Annotated in this window: 19 protein-coding genes; 7 read left to right on the forward strand and 12 right to left on the reverse strand. The window is 57.6% G+C overall.

Annotation, left to right across the window (positions count from 1 at the left end):
* Positions 1–362 precede the first annotated feature (362 nt).
* The 12 genes from manA to BQ17_RS11785 all read right to left on the reverse strand — a co-directional run bounded on the left by manA (position 363) and on the right by BQ17_RS11785 (position 8,187).
* Entirely contained in the window at positions 363–1,658 is a 1,296-nt protein-coding gene (gene manA / locus BQ17_RS11735; RefSeq protein WP_176722400.1) for a mannose-6-phosphate isomerase, class I, read from the reverse strand.
* Positions 1,659–1,811: 153 nt separating this feature from the next.
* Positions 1,812–2,879, reverse strand: a complete 1,068-nt coding sequence (locus BQ17_RS11740) for a Fic family protein (RefSeq protein ID WP_256091557.1) — start codon at positions 2,877–2,879, stop codon at positions 1,812–1,814.
* A gap of 54 nt (positions 2,880–2,933) precedes the next feature.
* Positions 2,934–3,557, reverse strand: a complete 624-nt coding sequence (locus BQ17_RS11745) for a PIN domain-containing protein (protein WP_089727279.1) — start codon at positions 3,555–3,557, stop codon at positions 2,934–2,936.
* On the reverse strand, positions 3,557–3,907 hold the full coding sequence (locus tag BQ17_RS11750) for an STAS-like domain-containing protein (protein WP_089727281.1): 351 nt from the start codon (positions 3,905–3,907) through the stop codon (positions 3,557–3,559). Before BQ17_RS11750 ends, BQ17_RS11745 begins: the two co-directional genes overlap by 1 nt.
* Before the next feature lie 22 nt (positions 3,908–3,929).
* The gene (locus tag BQ17_RS11755) at positions 3,930–4,817 is read right to left on the reverse strand and encodes a histidine kinase (protein WP_089727283.1); all 888 of its coding nucleotides are present in this window, start codon (positions 4,815–4,817) and stop codon (positions 3,930–3,932) included.
* 50 nt (positions 4,818–4,867) lie between these two features.
* Positions 4,868–5,974 (reverse strand): PDDEXK nuclease domain-containing protein, encoded by a 1,107-nt coding sequence (locus BQ17_RS11760; RefSeq protein ID WP_089727285.1) that lies wholly within the window; start codon positions 5,972–5,974, stop codon positions 4,868–4,870.
* 142 nt (positions 5,975–6,116) lie between these two features.
* Positions 6,117–6,398, reverse strand: coding sequence for a putative toxin-antitoxin system toxin component, PIN family (locus BQ17_RS11765; protein WP_256091558.1), 282 nt, complete (start codon positions 6,396–6,398; stop codon positions 6,117–6,119).
* Positions 6,395–6,538, reverse strand: a complete 144-nt coding sequence (locus BQ17_RS23415; RefSeq protein WP_256091559.1) for a hypothetical protein — start codon at positions 6,536–6,538, stop codon at positions 6,395–6,397. The genes BQ17_RS11765 and BQ17_RS23415 overlap by 4 nt, the downstream gene beginning before the upstream one ends.
* Positions 6,535–6,858, reverse strand: coding sequence for a hypothetical protein (locus tag BQ17_RS11770; RefSeq protein ID WP_256091560.1), 324 nt, complete (start codon positions 6,856–6,858; stop codon positions 6,535–6,537). The genes BQ17_RS23415 and BQ17_RS11770 overlap by 4 nt, the downstream gene beginning before the upstream one ends.
* A 130-nt stretch (positions 6,859–6,988) precedes the next feature.
* The gene (locus BQ17_RS11775) at positions 6,989–7,507 is read right to left on the reverse strand and encodes a DUF4760 domain-containing protein (protein WP_089727287.1); all 519 of its coding nucleotides are present in this window, start codon (positions 7,505–7,507) and stop codon (positions 6,989–6,991) included.
* A 73-nt stretch (positions 7,508–7,580) separates the two neighbouring features.
* Complete coding sequence (locus BQ17_RS11780; RefSeq protein ID WP_089727290.1) at positions 7,581–7,991, reverse strand: PIN domain-containing protein; 411 nt, start codon at positions 7,989–7,991, stop codon at positions 7,581–7,583.
* Positions 7,978–8,187, reverse strand: coding sequence for a hypothetical protein (locus tag BQ17_RS11785; protein WP_089727292.1), 210 nt, complete (start codon positions 8,185–8,187; stop codon positions 7,978–7,980). Before BQ17_RS11785 ends, BQ17_RS11780 begins: the two co-directional genes overlap by 14 nt.
* Before the next feature lie 475 nt (positions 8,188–8,662).
* Between BQ17_RS11785 and BQ17_RS11790 the strand changes: the two genes are divergently transcribed.
* The 7 genes from BQ17_RS11790 (at position 8,663) to BQ17_RS11820 (ending at position 17,092) form a co-directional block, all read left to right on the forward strand.
* Positions 8,663–9,604: an ABC transporter ATP-binding protein gene (locus tag BQ17_RS11790; RefSeq protein WP_089727294.1), complete on the forward strand. Its 942-nt coding sequence runs from the start codon at positions 8,663–8,665 to the stop codon at positions 9,602–9,604.
* A 163-nt stretch (positions 9,605–9,767) separates the two neighbouring features.
* A complete protein-coding gene (locus BQ17_RS11795) occupies positions 9,768–12,710 on the forward strand; it encodes a Gldg family protein (RefSeq protein ID WP_089727296.1) in 2,943 nt (980 codons plus the stop codon).
* A gap of 3 nt (positions 12,711–12,713) precedes the next feature.
* Complete coding sequence (locus BQ17_RS11800; RefSeq protein ID WP_089727298.1) at positions 12,714–13,922, forward strand: DUF4340 domain-containing protein; 1,209 nt, start codon at positions 12,714–12,716, stop codon at positions 13,920–13,922.
* A gap of 168 nt (positions 13,923–14,090) precedes the next feature.
* On the forward strand, positions 14,091–14,768 hold the full coding sequence (locus BQ17_RS11805) for a hypothetical protein (protein ID WP_089727299.1): 678 nt from the start codon (positions 14,091–14,093) through the stop codon (positions 14,766–14,768).
* Positions 14,769–14,922: 154 nt separating this feature from the next.
* The gene (locus tag BQ17_RS11810; protein ID WP_089727301.1) at positions 14,923–16,290 is read left to right on the forward strand and encodes a GNAT family N-acetyltransferase; all 1,368 of its coding nucleotides are present in this window, start codon (positions 14,923–14,925) and stop codon (positions 16,288–16,290) included.
* A complete protein-coding gene (locus BQ17_RS11815) occupies positions 16,287–16,637 on the forward strand; it encodes an ASCH domain-containing protein (RefSeq protein WP_089727303.1) in 351 nt (116 codons plus the stop codon). Before BQ17_RS11810 ends, BQ17_RS11815 begins: the two co-directional genes overlap by 4 nt.
* A 104-nt stretch (positions 16,638–16,741) precedes the next feature.
* Positions 16,742–17,092 carry a DUF4351 domain-containing protein gene (locus BQ17_RS11820; RefSeq protein ID WP_256091561.1) on the forward strand — a complete coding sequence of 117 codons (351 nt, stop codon included), beginning with the start codon at positions 16,742–16,744 and terminating at the stop codon, positions 17,090–17,092.
* Positions 17,093–17,276 lie beyond the last annotated feature (184 nt).

Here is a 17,276-nt window from a genome sequence, read left to right on the forward strand (position 1 = left end):
CCCAGAAATTCTGGATCGTAACCTTTTCTAAGATCAGTCATGTGTTTTCTCCTAAGGTTGAATTTCACGTATAACAGATGAAATGGACTGACATCCATTTTTCTGGCGCTACATTTATATCAGTCTAGCGCAATAGCTGGACTAAGTAGGCTATCTCCTCCAGATCTGATCCGACAGGATCCACCCCACCACCGCGAGGCGCATCGACCCTGCTAGAATCGCTATCTGTGGCTCGTTCCCACGCTCCAGCGGCGCGTATCTCGTGACGCTGGTGCGTCAGGATTGGCTTCCACGCCGGAGAGACTGTGAAAGAATTCGCCATCGACCCGTTGCCACAATGAAACCGACCTCAGCCGGGCGGGTCAACCCCTGGGTATGCCGGCCATGAAGACCACGGCTTCCCCAGAGCGGGAAATAGAGCAGGAAATCCGGTAGTCCAGTCCGTGCGGGACCAGGAACACGCCTCCGCGCCCGAGCTCGAGTCCCTCGAGGCCCCCTTCAAGACCTGTGGCCGAGACGGCCACCTCGCCTTGGATCACCACACCCAGCGCCGGACTATGGCCGGCCGCACTTGCATAGGGCCGCGCGGCGGTTATCCGCAGGCGCGAAAGTATGAACTCCTGGGACGGGGTCTCATAAACCACCCGTTCCTCCGCGGGTCCCAGTCCCTTCCCCATGACCTTTACCTTGCCGGCGTCGAAGGTCAAGATCCGCAGCAGCTCGTCCACATCCGTGTGCTTGGCCGTCAGCCCACCGCGCAGCACATTGTTGGAGTTGGCCATGATCTCCACCCCGGCCCCCTGGAGGTAGGCATGGAGCTCGCCGGCAGGGAGGTACATCGCCTCCCCGGGCAGCAGATGCACCAGATTCAGGAGAAACAGGGAAAACAGCCCTCTGTCCCGGTGGCCGTCGTTCGAAAACACGGAATCCGCCTGCAAGACCCAGTATTCCGTTTGTTCCTTGGAGAATGCCTGGCGGGCAGTTTCCTCCTGCAACCGCCGCACCAAGGGCGTAAGGATGGCGTCGACCTCGGTCTGGTCCATGCGCATGACCCGCGTGTAGAGGTCTATCAGGGACTCCCTGGTCGGGCGATCATCGGCCGCCAGGTCACTAAGCTCCGGGACCGATGCCAAGACGGCACCGAGCTCATCCAGCGGACGAAAACCGCACAAGGCATAAAACTCGGTCAAGGCCACAATCAGCTCGGGCTTGTGGTTGTTGTCATGATAGTTGCGGTTCGGGGCGTCCGAGCGGATACCCAGCCGATTCTCGCGCTCGAAGCCTGCCTGCGCCTGCCGTTTATCGGGGTGGGCCTGGATCGAGAGGGGCTGAGCAGCGGCCAGGATCTTCAGCAGAAACGGCAGCCTGCCGCCGAACCGCTCGGCATCCTTCCGGTCCAACACCACCTCCGCAGCACCGCGCAATAGCAGTGGCAAGGGCACCTCCGAAGCGCCCACCCGGGCCACCGCGGGCAAGTCGGCATGGGCACCGATCCAGAGCTCCGCGTAGGGGCTGCGCTCCCGGTTCGGAACACCGATCAGCTCGGGGATGTAATCCAGATCGCCCCAGGCATAGTGTTGGACACCGCACCGTAGGGCCAGGGGCCGCGGTCGCCTCAGAAAATCCGCGACGGCCGTTGCGGATACCGATTGGTTCATTGGGAGATTTCCATTAGCAGGTTGTCGAGTACGCCAAAAAACCATCCGGGAAGTTCACGGCCCTAGGACAGTACCCGTGGCTCGAGCGTCGATGTCGGACCGGGTGCAATCCTATACCACATCCCAAGCCTGGGAGCTTTTCCGGGGATCCACTCAGCCCCCGCTATGCTGTGCCAACCACTGGCGGCCTTTGTCGGTCAGGCGGTATTTTTGCAGGCGGCTGTTGGGCTTGTCGGGGATGGTCATGGCAATCGAGCCATCGTCCAGGGCCGGTTTGAGGTAGCGCTCGTGGAAGGATTTGCGATCCAGCAGGCCGAGGGCGGTTTGCAGCGCCTCGCGAGTCATTTCTCCCTGGATCACTGAAAGCAACTCCCCGACTTGGGGGGTGACTTGGGGGGTGACTTGGGGGGTAACTTGGAGGTCGGAGATCATTACGGCATCCAAGATCCTCCGCAGCATGAAGGTGATGAAGGGCGCGGAGTCGGTTTGGTCGGTGCTCTCCTGCAACGCCTGATAATACTTGGCCTGGTGCTCGAAGACCAGGCTTTCCACCGGAATATCCGCGAACAGGGGATTCCAGCGGGCCAGAATCAGGCCCTGCCACAACCGCCCCATGCGACCATTGCCATCGGCAAAGGGGTGGATGAACTCGAATTCGTAGTGAAAGACCGAGCTGGCGATGAACGGATGCGTATCGGTTGTGGCCAGCCATCGCAACAGGTCGCCCATCAATTGTGGCACCCGGTCCGCCGGGGGAGCCATGTGGATCACCTGACTGTCCGCCATGACCCCCACGCCACCGCGCCGGTACATTCCGGCCTCGTCGATCAACCCCGACATCAGAGTGCGATGCGCTTCCAGCAGATCCTTTTCCGTCTCTGGCCGCCAGCGCTCGAAACGATCGTATGCGACCAAGGCGTTTCTCACCTCCTGCACCTCGCGGGGCGGGGCGATGACCCGCTTGCCCTCCAGAATCGCGGTAATCTGCGCTTCGTTCAGGGTGTTGCCCTCGATGGCCAGTGAACCGCGAATAGTGCGGATGCGGTTGATGCGCCGCAGTCGCAGTACCCTGGCCTGATCGGCGAGCACGGTCAGCCGCCCGACAGCCTCGCTGATTTCGGCGACCCGATTCAGGATCTCCGGGGTGATGGTGTAGGGTGGCTGATAACCTGTACCAGCTCCCTGATTGCCTGAAAGGTCGCCATCCATTGCCGGTGTCACAGCTTTGTCACAGCCTGCCGGTGGGTGAGGGTGAATTCAGGCTGGAAGGCGCGGTCATCGGGTGATCAGCCTCCTTTGGGCGCGGGCCGCCCGAATGACATTGCGGTTGGCGGTGAAGACCTGAATACAGGGAACCGTGGCGAAATCGCCATCATCGGTGATGACCTGCACCACGCCATGGCTTCGCATGGATTCGAGGATAAAGAGATCATAGCCATCGACCTTTTCGGTTTGCAGACGGTTCAGTGCGGCGTTGGCCGTGGGCGCGTCGATGGTGACGGTCAATGGCTCGGCAAGTATAGTAACGAGCCCGCATGCAGCCTGAACCTCCGCAAACATGCGTGCCCTTTCGGCAGGGAGATTATGACGATATTCTTTGGTGCCGATCTGGCCGTTGGCGACTTCGTAAATTTCACGTTCTGCTTTTTCGATAAGATGGGTCAGTTCCGCCAAACTCAGCCCGGATTGGAAAATTCGCGCACCCGCGCCGAGAGCGGCCTTGGTATAGATGGGATAATTGGAGGTCTGATAATCAGCTGGGGGGCGTGCGCTCTGGCTGGCCCTGGAATAGGTCAACCAGTACCAGACATTGGTGTCCACCAGAAACGCATCCTCGGCCCCGGGGGTATCGGCGGTGATGTCGACCACATCGGCTTGCACGGTATAGTTGATCGCCATCAGCCCGACTCCCTGGCCTGCTGTTCCAAAATGTCATCGACGATTTTGCGGTAATCCTTGTCACCGTGATATTTGGCGGCGTTTTCGATAACCCGTTCGACCACCAGCCTGCCGGTCTCGTTGAGATGCTCGATCTGCAGCAGGCGGCGCAGGTCGGCCTCGGCGATGTCCTTCAACAACTGGCCAATCGCGAAGTTGAAAAAGGGCGAGGCGAACTGGTTTACCCCCGCGAAGTCGAGGGTAACGGTTTCACCGTTTTGCAACGCGCCACGGATGGCGTCGTAAATCTTTTGCCCGTCCTCCCTGATGATGCCGCGAGGGCCGATCTGGTCCTTGATGGATAGTTTCATGGTTCTGTTCTCTTTCTAAGGGCTATTCGGCCTCGTCACGGAACCGGTAGAGGTTCTCGTCACAGCGCAGGGTGATGTGCATCACCGTGCCTTCAAAGGCAAAATCGCGATTTTCGTACCGTTCGCCGTCTTTATCGACAATGGCATAGCCATCGTTACTGTAAATCTCCAATTTGCCCTGATTGAGCCGGACGAACTCCTTGAGCAAGTCTAGGCCCAGACCTCGGGCGACACCGCCTGTGCAGGTACTGTTGCCGCGCTCAAAGGCCCATTTCAGGCAGGCAGCTCCCGATAGTTTTGACACCAAGGCATCTTCCACATGTTGGCGGAGAAAAAAGCGCACGTTAGCGGGGATTCCTCGACCAAAATCAACGGCGGAAAGGATCAGGTTGTTTTGCCTCCGGTAATGCTGACCACAGGAAAAGACGCCGATCTCCGTACCGCTGTGTTCAAAAGCATTGCTGTAAATTTCCCACATGCGCCCAGCAATAGCGTCACGCAGCCGATCACTGACATGCACCCAACCCTTGCCGATCCAGTTGTAAGTCAGATAATCCATAATTCCATTCATATCGAGTGCCTTATCTTCGCGATACGGAATGGAATTGCCGTCCCATCCTGAAGATGGGTAGGCAAACGTACCTGCAAATCCGTTCTGGCAAAGATTGGCCATGACCGCGCTGTGGTGAAGCGTACTCCGGTCGAAGGTGACCGTTTTCCACCGCGATTGGATCAACCGCGCCAGACCGCCGAGAAAAGCAACGGCATTGGGCCGCAGAAAATTACAATGGGAAAAGTCGAAACGAATATCCTCGAAGTAGTCATTCGTCTCACTCCAGATCCCGAACAGCCGTGCGAAATCGTGCGGACCGTCGTTCAGGGTTGGAATCCGGATGACCTTCTGCGCCATGCCCACAGCTTCTCCCGGAAGGTATTGTCGAGACGGCTCTCCAGATCGCCTCATCCGCGATTCCTCTCCGCCTCTTCGCCCCATTCCACCAGCTTTTGCCGCAACAGCTCCTTGTCCGGCAGGTAGAGCCGGTACTCCTGGGCGTGGATGTTGGCGTCCTCGGGCAGGGTGATTTCCACCAGGGCGTCGTGCTTCTTCCGGCAGCGGATGATCCCGACGGTCGGGTGTTCGTCATCGAGCTTCACGAAGCGGTCGAAGTAGTTGACGTACATCTGCATCTGGCCCAGGTGCTGGTGGGTCAGCTTGCCGATCTTGAGGTCGATGAGCACGTAGCAGCGCAGCAGGCGGTTGTAAAGGACCAGATCGACGAAGAAATGCTCCTCGTCGAAGGTGAAGCGCTTCTGCCGGGCCTCGAAGAGGAAGCCCTTGCCCAGCTCCAGCAGGAAGTGTTCGAGCTTATCGATGATGGCGGTTTCGAGGTCGGATTCCGAATATTTCGCCTGTTCGTCGAGGCCGAGAAACTCCAGCACATAGGGCTCCTTGAGCAGATCTTCGGGCTGGGCCACGATCTGCCCTTCCGCCGCCAGCTTGCGGACGCCATCCTTGTCGCGGCTCAAAGCAAGCCGTTCGTAGAGGCCGGAGTTAAACTGGCATTTGAGTTCCGACAGAGACCAGTCGTTGGAGTCCGCCTCGATTTCGTAGAAGCGGCGCTCATCCAGGTTGTCGATGGAGGTCAGGAAGACGTATTGCGACCAGCTCAGCCTGAAGGGCGCGACCAATTTCCCAGATGGTATCTGGGATTTTGAAGTGCCGGGGAATTTCCCAGATGGCATCTGGGATTTTCCATCGGGTGGAAATATCGCTGACTGTGCCTGCGCAATCCGGAGCGTTCTGTCCTGATAGGTCAAGTAGAACCTACGCATGTACTCCAGGTTGGAACGGGAGAAGCCCCGCCCGAACTCCGCCGTCAACTCCGCGGAGAGCGCCTTGAGCAGCGCTTTACCATACTCCGCCCGTTTTGATCCTTGTTGCTCGTGCTCGACAATGCGCCGTCCGATCTCGAAGTTGGTCAGCACCTGGATGAGGTCTACGGAATGGACCACCGCTGTGCGGGCGGAGAGGATCAATTCCCGGATGTTTTTCAGGAGGTCCTTCATTGACCGTTCCCCCGGCCGGCAATTTCTACATTTCGACAATCAATCCCGGAATCCACCCCTCCCTGTGGGTGACTGAAGCGGATGGCCTCTCGACTCTATGCGCATCCGTATATCCTGGTTCCGGCAAGGTGTGTTTCCCTGGCTATTCTCTCGTCAGCGTTTGTGGCGCAATGGTCTCGGCGAACTGCCTCACGCTGACGATACGTGTTTGAAGCAGCGCCTGCGCCTCGGTGAAATCTCTGTCCCCGGTAATCAGGTAATCGGCTTTGCCCGATGCCGCACAAATCAGAAAGGGCGCATCATCGAGGTCGCGTGGAAAATCAAGGGTGATTGTCGGCTGAATGACGCGAGTATCCGCCGTCAGCAGCTCGATCCACCAAGTCATCGTCACCTTGGGAAGCGCGAACTTGGGCCGTTGGATCACGGCGCTGTACTCCGCCAGTACGACGGGGTGACCAGCCATTCCACATCGGGATCGCCCAGACACCAAAGCAGCACCCGTTCCGGCAGGCGGTCCCGAATCACCGCTGATACCAGAATATTGGTGTCGATGACTACCTTCATGATTGGCCGCTCCGTTGGGCGTCAATCTCACTGGCAATCTCTTCGTCGGCAAGGGCTTTAGATTGGGGAAGCCCCTGGACATGGCGCATCAGCGCCCGCCAGCTCTCTACCCGTTCTTCGGGTTGATGGCTTTGATCCACCACCAGTACCTCCAGCAGCGAGCCAGCCGGGAACGGTAACCCCTCCAGCACCACCCGGCCGGAAGCGTCACTATGGACGTAGGTCTTGTAGGTATTCATGTCGGCCGCCTCACGGGTGGATGTCGAATAGGGTACGACGATTTGGTGTCGGGCCACTACTCCGGCAGATACAGGGTACATTCATCGGTCCGCACAGCGGACCCTACCACCTATGACCGGTGTAGGTTCGCATGAACGGTAGCTTATTACCTATTTTACCCTTGATTTATGCCACCGCACAGCCGATTTTGAAAGATCTCCCATTGGCTCTCTATCTATCAAAGCCCTTCAACGACTCATCCTCCCATTTCTTTATCAATCGCTCGTAAGCGGTCCAGAGTGTTTTGCTGATTTGATTTCGCCTGTGCTCTATATAGTTCTTGAAATTTACAAACGTTCTTTCCATTGCGCCACGCCTATGTGCTTTAATAACTTCCACATCATATATTCCCATAAACACGCCAATCGCCAAGCCCTCATAGAAATTCAACAGCTTATGCAGTATTAACTGAAGCGAATAGTCGTCATTGAAAGCATCAAGGATTTCATTAGGAGGAATGGGGTCTTTTCTGTTTACGAATCCAAATCTATCATTTAAGGCATCCATATTTATTTCCCGTGTTTTACCTAAAGCCCGTTGTGTTTCGATACACCGATTCCATTTGTGGTTGTCGGCATGGGCCGCCACAAAGAGCTTGAGTTGTCGAGAAAGGTAGATGAGACTGATGCTGACAAACAATGCACTGGCCGCCATTATGGACAAGTTTGCTATTTCGTAGTTGGTCATCATGTTTTCTCCGAGATATATTGTGGGAGTCGATACATGTGAACACGGTAGTCCGCTGGGAGGAGGTACGTCCAGTTCATCCTTGCAAAGGATTGATAATTTCCAGCGATTCAATCCGTTGGCCGTGTTGCAGGTCTTTCGTATAGAGTGTACTACAGCCCGCCTCAAGGGCGGCGGTGGCGATCTGGCTGTCCCAGATGGAAAGGCCGTAACGGCCGCGAATGACGAGCGTGCGACGAATCGCGGCGACATCCAGTGGCTGGACGGCACAGCGATCCAACATACGGGCGATATTCCGGTGCAACCTTTCCTCGTCTTCTCCGTTACGGCGCATGACGTTGAAATACTCGGCGACCACCTGGGCACTGATCACTGGTCTGCCCAGGCGGTGGATGAATAACCAGGCCCTTTCGGAGCGGGGATCGTCCGGGGCGTCCAGGTGTGCGTACACCCAGATGTTGGTATCGACGAATTCAGCGGCGGGCATTGCGCTCTTTCCTGGAGGGAATCTCTATCCGGTCCACACGGCTGCGTTCGTAATCTGACGATACGGTACCCATCTTGGCTTTGTCTGCATCCTCATCCAAAGACCAGAGGATATACTCCACCCGGCGGTGGCGCAGTTCTTCGGGCACGGGAATGGCGTCGGGGGCGTCTTCGAGAATCTGGCGGATGGGTTGCATGATTATTCTCCTGGTGCATTTTCAGAAAGTAGGTAGGATGGGCAAAGCAAGCGCCCATCAGAATGGTTTTAAGGTTTCGGTTATCCGGCAGAGGTTTCCAGACCGCGACTGTTTGTAGGATGCACCAAGCGCAGCGTGCCCATCAACAAGGAGCACCTCCCGGCAGGCAGGCGCCGTACCCAACAAAGATGTTGGGTACGGCGCGCCGCCACACGGCATGTCTTTGCCCAGCCTGCATGCTTGTCCCGGAGCAGGATATCGCTCAGGGTGCACACCACGCAGCGCGCCTTTGCCCAACCTATGATTCTCCCGGTTATCAGCTACCATCACCGGCAACCGGAAGCCGCAAGTCTTGGGTTGGAAAGCAACCTTTGAGTAAAATCCTCGCTCTGGGAACTCCCCCGCAAATCAGTGGTCTTTTCCGAGGTTTTTCCAAAATCCACCTGCAACGGAGATAACGACAAGGGGCTTGTGTATGATCGAGGTGCGACGACTCACCCGCAGCTATGGCGACCTGAAGGCGGTGGACGATGTCTCGTTCGACATCGGCCGCTCCGAGGTCGTGGGTCTGCTGGGCCACAACGGGGCCGGCAAGACCACCGTCATGAAGATGCTTACCGGTTACCTGGAGCCGGATGCCGGCGCTATCCGCATCGAGGGTCTCGATATCCGCGCGCAACGGCGTAAGGTCCAGCAGCGTATCGGTTATCTAGCGGAGAACTGCCCCCTGTACCCGGAGATGACGGTGATCGACTACCTGGATTACCAGGCGACCCTCCATGGGGTGCCGGAATCTGAACGTCCCGCCGCGATCCGCGCGGCCATCGAGCGCACGGAGCTGGCGCCCAAGGCGGACCAGGTCATCGCCACCCTCTCGCGCGGCTACCGCCAGCGCGTCGGTGTGGCCCAGGCCATCCTGCATCAGCCGACCGTCCTGATCCTGGACGAGCCCACCAACGGGCTCGATCCGTCCCAGATCCAGCACGTGCGGACCCTAATCCGAGAGCTGACCGAACACGCGACCCTGATCCTGTCGACCCATATCCTCCAGGAGGTCGAAGCGGTCTGCGACCGGGTGCTCATCATGCACGCCGGGCGACTGGCCCTGGACTCGGACCTCGCCGCCCTGAGCAACCCGAACCGTCTGCTGGTCTCCCTGGAGCAGGCCCCCACGCAAGCGGCCCCGATGCTGATGGCGCTGGACCCGGTAACCGCCGTGGAGCCCCTGGAGAGTCCGGATGGCGAGAGCCCGGATGGCCGCTACCGCTATGCCCTGGATACCGCCGACCCGGCGGCCACGGCGCCTGTGGTCGCCCGGGCGGTGAGTACGGCCGGTTGGGACCTGTACCGCCTGCAACCGGAGGTCCGGGATCTGGAGACCCTGTTCGGCGCGGTCAGCCGGCATCAGGAGGCCTAGGGGGTGTTCTCAATCTGGGGTTCTTACTTGCATTAGAACCACGGATAGACACGGATAAACACGGATCACAATCCGTGTTTATCCGTGTCCATCCGTGGTTCTTCGGTGCGGTTCGTTGCTCGGGATGACAGGAAATTTTTGATGAAACGGGGTATCTAGTCCCATGCATGAGGTCATATCCATCGCCCGCAAGGAGCTGTGGGGCTTCTTCGCCTCGCCGGTGGCCTACATCTTTCTCGGTGCCTTCCTGGCGGTAAACCTATTCGTCTTCTTTTGGGTGGAGGCCTTCTTTGCCCGTAACCTGGCGGACACCCGCTCCCTGTTCGAGTGGATGCCGGTGCTGCTGATCTTTCTGGTAGCGGCGCTGACCATGCGCCTGTGGAGTGAGGAGCGCCGCGCCGGCACCCTGGAGACCCTGTTCACCCTGCCGGTCTCGCCCCTGCGCCTGGTGCTGGGCAAATTCCTGGCGGCCCTGGCCCTGGTGGCGGTGGCCCTGGTGCTCACGCTGCCCTTGCCCATGACCATCTCGTTCCTGGGCCCCCTGGACTGGGGACCCGTGCTCGGGGCCTATCTCGCCACCCTGCTGCTGGCGGCGGCCTACATCGCCATCGGCCTCTTTGTCTCCGCCCGCACGGATAACCCCATCGTCAGCCTCATCGGGAGCACCCTGCTGTGCGGGCTGTTCTTCCTCCTGGGCTCGGAGACGCTGACGGGTCTGTTGGGACACCGCGGTGGTGAGGTCCTGGAGCTACTGGGTAGCGGCTCGCGCTTCGAATCCATCACGCGAGGCGTCATCGACCTGCGCGACCTCTACTTCTATCTCAGCATCGTCGGCCTGTTCCTGGCCCTCAATGTCTACGCCCTGGAGCGGCTGCGCTGGGCCGAGGCCACCGCACACCCCGCTCGCCACCGGCGTTGGGCCTTGGTCACCGGGCTGCTCGCGGCCAATCTCCTGGCCGCCAATCTGTGGCTACACCAGATCGGTTGGGCCCGCGCGGATATCACCCAGGGGCGGATCTACTCCATCTCCGAGGCCACCCGCAACTACCTGGCCCAGCTCCACGAGCCCCTGCTGATCCGCGGCTATTTCAGCGCCCGCACCCATCCCTTGTTGGCACCCCTGGTCCCTCAAATCCGCGACCTGCTGCGGGAATACGAGCTCGCCGGTGGTGGCAAGGTGCAGGTGGAGTTCATCGATCCGATGGAGGAGCCCGAGTTGGAGCGGGAGGCCGGGGAGCGTTATGGCATCCGCCCGGTGGCCTTCCAAACCGCCAGCAAGTACCAGGCGGCCGTGGTCAACTCCTATTTCGACCTCTTGGTCCAGTACGGCGGCCAACACGAGAAGCTAGGCTTCCGTGACCTCATCGAGCTCAAGGATCCGGGCGCGGGGGACCTGGAGGTGCGCCTGCGCAATCCGGAATACGACATCACCCGGACCATCAAAAAGCTGCTCTACGGTTACCGGGGTGGCGGCGACATCTTCCAGGGGCTGACCAAGCCGGTGGATTTTCACGGCTATATCTCGGCGGCCGACAAGCTGCCGGAACCCCTGCCCGGTCTGCGGAAAAAACTGGAAGCGGTACTCACCGAGCTGGCGGAAAAGGCCAACGGCAAGTTCACATTCGACATCCGGGACCCGGATGCCGGTGACGGCGCCCTGGGGCAGGAGATCGCGGAACGCTTCGGCTTCCGGCCCCTGGTCCTGGGCCTGCTGGACCCCCGGACCTTCTACTTCTATATGGTCCTGGAATCCGGTGACCAGGCTGTCCCCATCCCCCTCCCCGAGGCGCTCGACCAGGCCGGGCTGCAACGGGCCATCGAGGCCGGCATCAAGCGCTTCGCCCCGGGTTTCCTCAAGACGGTGGCCCTCTATACCCCGCCCCAGGCCGGTGGTGGCTTCATGGGGGCGGCGGTCGGCCCGAGCTACAGCGCCCTGGAGGAGCACCTGACGGCCAACCAGGCCCTGAAGAAGACAGAGCTCGACCAGGGCACCGTCCCTGAAGACGCGGATCTGTTGCTGGTGGCCGGACCCGAAAGCCTGGACGAGAAACAGGTCTTCGCCATCGATCAGTTCCTAATGCAGGGAGGGACCGTGATCCTCGCCGCTTCGCCTTACCACCTGAACCTGGGAGGCAACGCCATCGGGGCCCGTTCCCGGCCGACGGGCCTGGAAGCGTGGCTGGCGTACCAGGGCGTCGAGCTCGAGTCGACCCTGGTGCTGGATCGCCAGAGTACGCCCTTCCCGATCCCCGTCCAGCGCCAGGTGGCGGGTTTTGTGGTCGAAGAGATCCAGAGCTTCGCCTATCCCTACTTCCCGGATATCCGTGCTGAGGGTCTGGATCAGGAGACCGGCATCACCTCCGGGCTCGGCCAGATCACCCTCAACTGGGCCTCGCCGGTGAAGATCGACCCGGAAAAAAACCGGGACCGGCGCGTGGTCGAGCTGCTGAAGAGCTCGGCGGATTCCTGGACCGATGCATCCGAGGACATTCAGCCCGACTTCGACACCCATGGCCCCCTCGGCTTCGCCGTGGGCGACGACCGGGGCAGCAGGCCCTTGGCGGTAGCGGTCCAGGGCCGTTTTGGCTCCTTCTTCGCCGACAAGCCCTCACCCCTGCTGGACGAACCGGAGGCAGCGGCATCCGAAGACGCGGGCGCGGACGCAGCGGCCGCAGAACCCACCGAAGAGCCGGACGCGCCGGTGGAAGCGGCAGCGGAAGCGGCGCCACAACCGCCGATCTCCGGCCTGGTGGAGACCTCTCCCCCGGCGGCCCGGCTGATCCTGATCGGCTCCGCCAGCTTCCTGACGGACACGGCCATCGGCCTCGCCACGGAGGCCACCCGTACCCTTTACACCCAACCCCTGGAGCTGATCCAAAACGCCGTGGATTGGTCCCTGGAGGACCGCGGGCTGCTGAGCCTACGCGGCCGCGGCCAGTACTCGCGGCTGCTGAGGCCCTTGACCCGGCACGGACAGATGATCTGGGAATACCTCAACTATGCCCTGGCCCTGGCGGGTCTCGCCCTCGTCTACGGCCTATATCGGCGCAGTCGCCGCCGGCGCCGGAGCCACTATGAGACGGTCATGTCCGCGGGGAGGTCCTAAGCCATGCAGACGACAACGGAGATCCAGAGAGACACCGCGCCGGCCGAGGGTGTCGCAGAAGCCCCTCTCCCGCCGGGAGAGAACCTGCCCCGAGCGCAGCGAGGGGGCTCAGGGAGAGGGGATCAAAAGGCGAAGATCGGTGCCTCCCTCACCAATCGGAGCCGAAGCGCCTTTTTTTCCCCACTGGTCCTCGGCCTCGGCGCCTTGCTGGTATTACAGCTCCTGGTCGCCTTCCTGTTAGGGGTCGGGGGAAAGCAGATGGGACCCGCCGAGTCCCAAGGCCCCCTCCTCGCATTCGATCCGGAACAGGTCACCGGCATCCGCATCCAGTCCCTCGACGGGGAGCTGGTGCTGGTGACCAAGACCGACGACGGCTGGATCATCCCGGCCCTGAAAGACCTTCCCGCCGCCAAGCATAAGGTGACCGGTCTGCTAGCCAAGCTGGCGGGCCTGCGGAAGGGCTTACCCGTGGCCACCTCGGCAGCGGCCCTGAAGCGCTTCAAGGTCGATACCCAAACCTTTGAGCGCAAGCTGGTACTGGAGCGCGGCGAGGCCCCGCCCGCGATCCTCTATCTTGGCGACTCCCCCGGATTTCGGCGCCTGTTCGTGCGCGCCGACGGCGATCAGGCCGTCTACGAGGCGGAGCTCGGCCTCTTCGATGCCCCAGACCAGCCGGATAACTGGAGCGACCGGACCCTGCTCCATCTGAAGCCGGAAGCCGTCCAGCGGCTGACGTTCGCAGGACTGACCCTGGAACGCACCGACGACCACTGGCGGCTCACGGACCTGGCCGAGGGTGAGGAACAGGACCAGCAAGCCGTCAAGGATCGGGTCCGCACCCTCACCAACATCGACTTTATCGGGGTACTGGGAGACGAGGACGGACCCGCAATCGATACCGAATCCACCCCGTTCGCGCTCGAGGCAACCCTGACCGATGGCGAGACCGTCCGCTACCGGATCACCAAGCTGTCGGAAGGCAACGACTACCTACTCGAGGCCTCCAACCGACCCCAGCGCTTCACCCTCGCCGGCTATGTGGTCGAGGGCCTGACCGACCTGAGTCGAAGCGACCTGCTTAAAAAGCCTGAAGAGGCCGAGGAAAGCGTGGAGGATACTTCTACCGAATCGTCAGCGGCCACGGACGATAAAGCATCCGAGGAAGAGGGCGCCAAAGAAATATCCACTGAGTCACCAGCGGCGGGCAGGTGAAGAGGAGGCGACTCCGGCGACCGATACGCCTATTGTCGAGGTACTTTTTTAGCCGCAAATGAACGCGAATGGGATCAATTCCAAAGGGGCAAGATAACTTTAGGGTGGATTTCTTCTCAGCAAAGCCAGTAGACAGTAGAGCTGCCTATTGCATGTTGGGCGTAAGAAATGAGCGAGTTTCTACAGTGGGTGCAAAATAATCCTTCAGCAGCGATATCGCTCCTGTCAGCGGTTATTGCTGCCTCTGTTGCGCTTCTCGTTTTCGGTTTAACACAATATTTCACTCAAAAACGCGAACAGACGCGGTTCCTAACTCCAAAACTCGAAGAACTATATCTCTTGTTAAATACGATGGCTGAAGAGAATGTTTCGTTTTTCAAATTGTATTATTCGTGCGCAGAAGGAAATGACGAAGCATGTTCAAAACTTCGGGAAATCGACGAACTAGACCTATATGGACACAAAAGAACAAAGAAAATAATTATGTATATCCGTCTCTATTTCCCTAAACTTTCTAAAATTCATCAGCACTTATTCAAGGCACAAGGAAATCTAAACAAAAAAATTTGGTCTCTTTATACCGAAACCCCGGCAACATCACTGGATATTATCAATGCCAGCGGTAAAGTGGTTCACTTTATGAGGCTAATGGAGCAGGAGATCATTCAAAACAGAGACGTTCTCCTTGAAGATTATGCTTTCCTAAAAAGGTACCGCGAATCATCGAAGGAGGAGCTAGAAAGTATTCTTCCTCTGCCAGATGGCCTGGTAATGTCATCGCCCAACAAGGCAAATTCAGACGACCCAAAAAGCTACGCGCCTCCTTCGTCGGCTCTACGCTTTTAGGTCGGCTGATTTGCAACGTTATGCGCCCGCGTTTGACTTCAGCGTTCTTGGGCACTAGCGCAGGCTACGGCTTCTGTGGAAGCTGACAATTTTGATTTTCCCGAACCACGCATTGCCCGCAAAGGTAAGTGGTTCTCCACAAGGGGAGTTTTTGATGAACAACCAATCAATTGTAGTTGTAGAAGCGGTTGCTTCTGACCGTGCATGGGTATCAGACACCATGCAATCTGCGCTGGAAAACTACTACGGTGGGGACCATAGGGCTCATGCCAGGCGCATTTTTGACGCCCACCTGGATGGCGGCACCGACCGTGTCGGTTTTTTCTCTCACGAACAAAAGATGTTTATCGCAAAGGAAGGCGATAAGCGTCTTGGTATGATCCACATAGTAGGCAAGAAGCAGAATACTTATAAAGTTAGCCCGCTAATTGTTGATCCCAATAATCGCGGTAGACGCGGCGTTGGTTCGATTTTGCTTCAATTTGCGGAATCTTACGCACGGAACAATCAAGCAAGGCAAATTTATTGCACAGTGGCGGAACAAAATATCGCCGCAATGCAATTTTTCGTTAGAAAGGGGTTCATCCAAGCCGGCAACTCATTGAGCCACTATAAAATGGGAATTACTGAGCACATGTTCTATAAACCCCTAATGGATAAGGCTGAAGTTACGCAATTAGACGATCAACATATTTCCGTACTGCCGCTTTCAGATGTGGATGTTGACTTGCGGCCAAGTATTAGGGAGATACTCCTAAATAGCCTCCCATTAGATTTTGAAGGAATCGATGACAAATGGGTTGATTCTCTATTTTCAGGCTATGACCGGCGCCACGAGCAAGATGTAAATTCTAAGTACAAACTAATTTACGCAGCGATGAACAGTCGCAAGGAGATTGTCGGCGTTGCTGGAGCAACCCCAAAAAAGGGAAGTCCAATCAAGGTAATGCCCTTCATCTCAACGACCGACGCCGCATTTGAGGCACTACTTATCGACATACCTCATCAACTAGCAGAGTATGGCCACAAGCTATACATTCATATCAACCCATCCCCAGTTCAAGTGATTCTTTTGCAACGCTTGAATTGGCGAATCAATGCATTGATGCCGTCAGCTTATCGTCCAGATATTGTTACTCAGCAATGGAGCTATGACGTCAATGAACAAACCATCAGAACTTTGAGGATCAAGGACAAATTTTTTAAAGCTATAGAAACCGGTGAAAAAGATTTAGAAGTTCGTGTCGGATACGAGACTATCCGAAAGATAGCTATTGGGGAGCGGATAGAGTTACACGCTCACACAAATAAGCTTGAGGTTAAAGTCGCGGACATTCGTATATATCAGTCATTTGGTGAAATGCTGAGCGTTGAACCCTTCAGACGCATCGTTCCAGATACGAAATCGGTGATCGAAGCCAGAGGGCTTTTGGAGAACTTTTATCCGCCTGAAAAAGAACGACTCGGTGTGTACGTTCTAAGTTTTTCTTTGTCCAAATCCAGTCGAGGAACAAAACAATGAGCGAGCATTCATGCACGTTAATGGAGAAATACATTCGTCTCATCCAAGATGGGCAAAAAACGGTCGAGGCAAGAGTCGCAACGCCCATGTTTCAAAAGTGGCAAGCTGGTGACGTCGTAAGCTTTTTCAGCCGAAGAAATCCGAAGATAGCGGTCCTGGTCAAGATTCTTGATGTAAACCAGTATCCTAGTTTCCATGCAATGCTCACATCAGAAACACCGGAGAAACTCATTCCCGGTATTACTTCTGTTGAACAAGCAGTCAGGGAATACCTAAAAATCCCGCGGTACGCAGAACGAGAAAAGCTCGGGGTTTTAGCATTCAAGCTTTCTGTGTTGTTAAACTAAAAAGGACCGTAGGTCGTAGCTGGGTTGAGGAACGAACCCCAGCTTTTACAGGCTATGCACCGGGACATAAGATCGACGCCTACGCCCGTGCCGTGAAGGGGCTGGTGGATCTCGAAGACGATCCGGAAAAGCAACTGAAATATATCGACTTTATCGACATCTATGCGGACCTGGATGACAATGAACGGGCTGAATACCAACGTGACTATCCCAACGAGGCAAAGACTATGAGCCGATTTGCCGAACGCTTCATCGAGCAGGGCAGGTTGGAAGGCAGGCAGGAAGGCAGGCAGGAAGGTCAAGCGATGATCCTGCTACGACAGCTGCAATTAAAATTCGAAAACGTGCCCGAAGCGGTGCGCCGAAAAATCGAGCACGCCGACCCGCAGACGCTGCTGGCATGGTCAGAGCGGGTATTGACCGCCGCCGGCATCGAGCAGGTTATCGGCGATTAAAAGGACACCTTTTTGTTGTCCTGGCGATCCGACCCACCTGTTTCCTCAGGGGGCACCGTCCTAGTACCTCATTTCGTTTGCTATTGCGGAAGACACGGGGAAAATTTTTTATTGTCCCAGCCCGCTAGTCCAAAACTATGCACTTTAGTGCAAGGCTTTAGCTGCTACACAGGTATGCTACAAT

Source organism: Candidatus Thiosymbion oneisti (assembly GCF_900092655.1).
GTDB lineage: Bacteria > Pseudomonadota > Gammaproteobacteria > Chromatiales > Chromatiaceae > Thiosymbion > Thiosymbion oneisti.

Bases quoted from the DNA above. Each gene is read 5' to 3' on its own strand.
- BQ17_RS11790 (WP_089727294.1), top strand. From the start codon at position 8,663: ATGATCGAGGTGCGACGACTCACCCGCAGCTATGGCGACCTGAAGGCG.
- BQ17_RS11795 (WP_089727296.1), top strand. From the start codon at position 9,768: ATGCATGAGGTCATATCCATCGCCCGCAAGGAGCTGTGGGGCTTCTTC.
- BQ17_RS11815 (WP_089727303.1), top strand. From the start codon at position 16,287: ATGAGCGAGCATTCATGCACGTTAATGGAGAAATACATTCGTCTCATC.
- BQ17_RS11810 (WP_089727301.1), top strand. From the start codon at position 14,923: ATGAACAACCAATCAATTGTAGTTGTAGAAGCGGTTGCTTCTGACCGT.
- BQ17_RS11785 (WP_089727292.1), bottom strand. From the start codon at position 8,187: ATGCAACCCATCCGCCAGATTCTCGAAGACGCCCCCGACGCCATTCCC.
- BQ17_RS11760 (WP_089727285.1), bottom strand. From the start codon at position 5,974: ATGAAGGACCTCCTGAAAAACATCCGGGAATTGATCCTCTCCGCCCGC.
- BQ17_RS11800 (WP_089727298.1), top strand. From the start codon at position 12,714: ATGCAGACGACAACGGAGATCCAGAGAGACACCGCGCCGGCCGAGGGT.
- BQ17_RS11775 (WP_089727287.1), bottom strand. From the start codon at position 7,507: ATGATGACCAACTACGAAATAGCAAACTTGTCCATAATGGCGGCCAGT.
- BQ17_RS23415 (WP_256091559.1), bottom strand. From the start codon at position 6,538: ATGAAGGTAGTCATCGACACCAATATTCTGGTATCAGCGGTGATTCGG.
- BQ17_RS11750 (WP_089727281.1), bottom strand. From the start codon at position 3,907: ATGAAACTATCCATCAAGGACCAGATCGGCCCTCGCGGCATCATCAGG.
- manA (WP_176722400.1), bottom strand. From the start codon at position 1,658: ATGAACCAATCGGTATCCGCAACGGCCGTCGCGGATTTTCTGAGGCGA.
- BQ17_RS11745 (WP_089727279.1), bottom strand. From the start codon at position 3,557: ATGGCGATCAACTATACCGTGCAAGCCGATGTGGTCGACATCACCGCC.
- BQ17_RS11805 (WP_089727299.1), top strand. From the start codon at position 14,091: ATGAGCGAGTTTCTACAGTGGGTGCAAAATAATCCTTCAGCAGCGATA.
- BQ17_RS11755 (WP_089727283.1), bottom strand. From the start codon at position 4,817: ATGGCGCAGAAGGTCATCCGGATTCCAACCCTGAACGACGGTCCGCAC.
- BQ17_RS11780 (WP_089727290.1), bottom strand. From the start codon at position 7,991: ATGCCCGCCGCTGAATTCGTCGATACCAACATCTGGGTGTACGCACAC.
- BQ17_RS11770 (WP_256091560.1), bottom strand. From the start codon at position 6,858: ATGTACCCTGTATCTGCCGGAGTAGTGGCCCGACACCAAATCGTCGTA.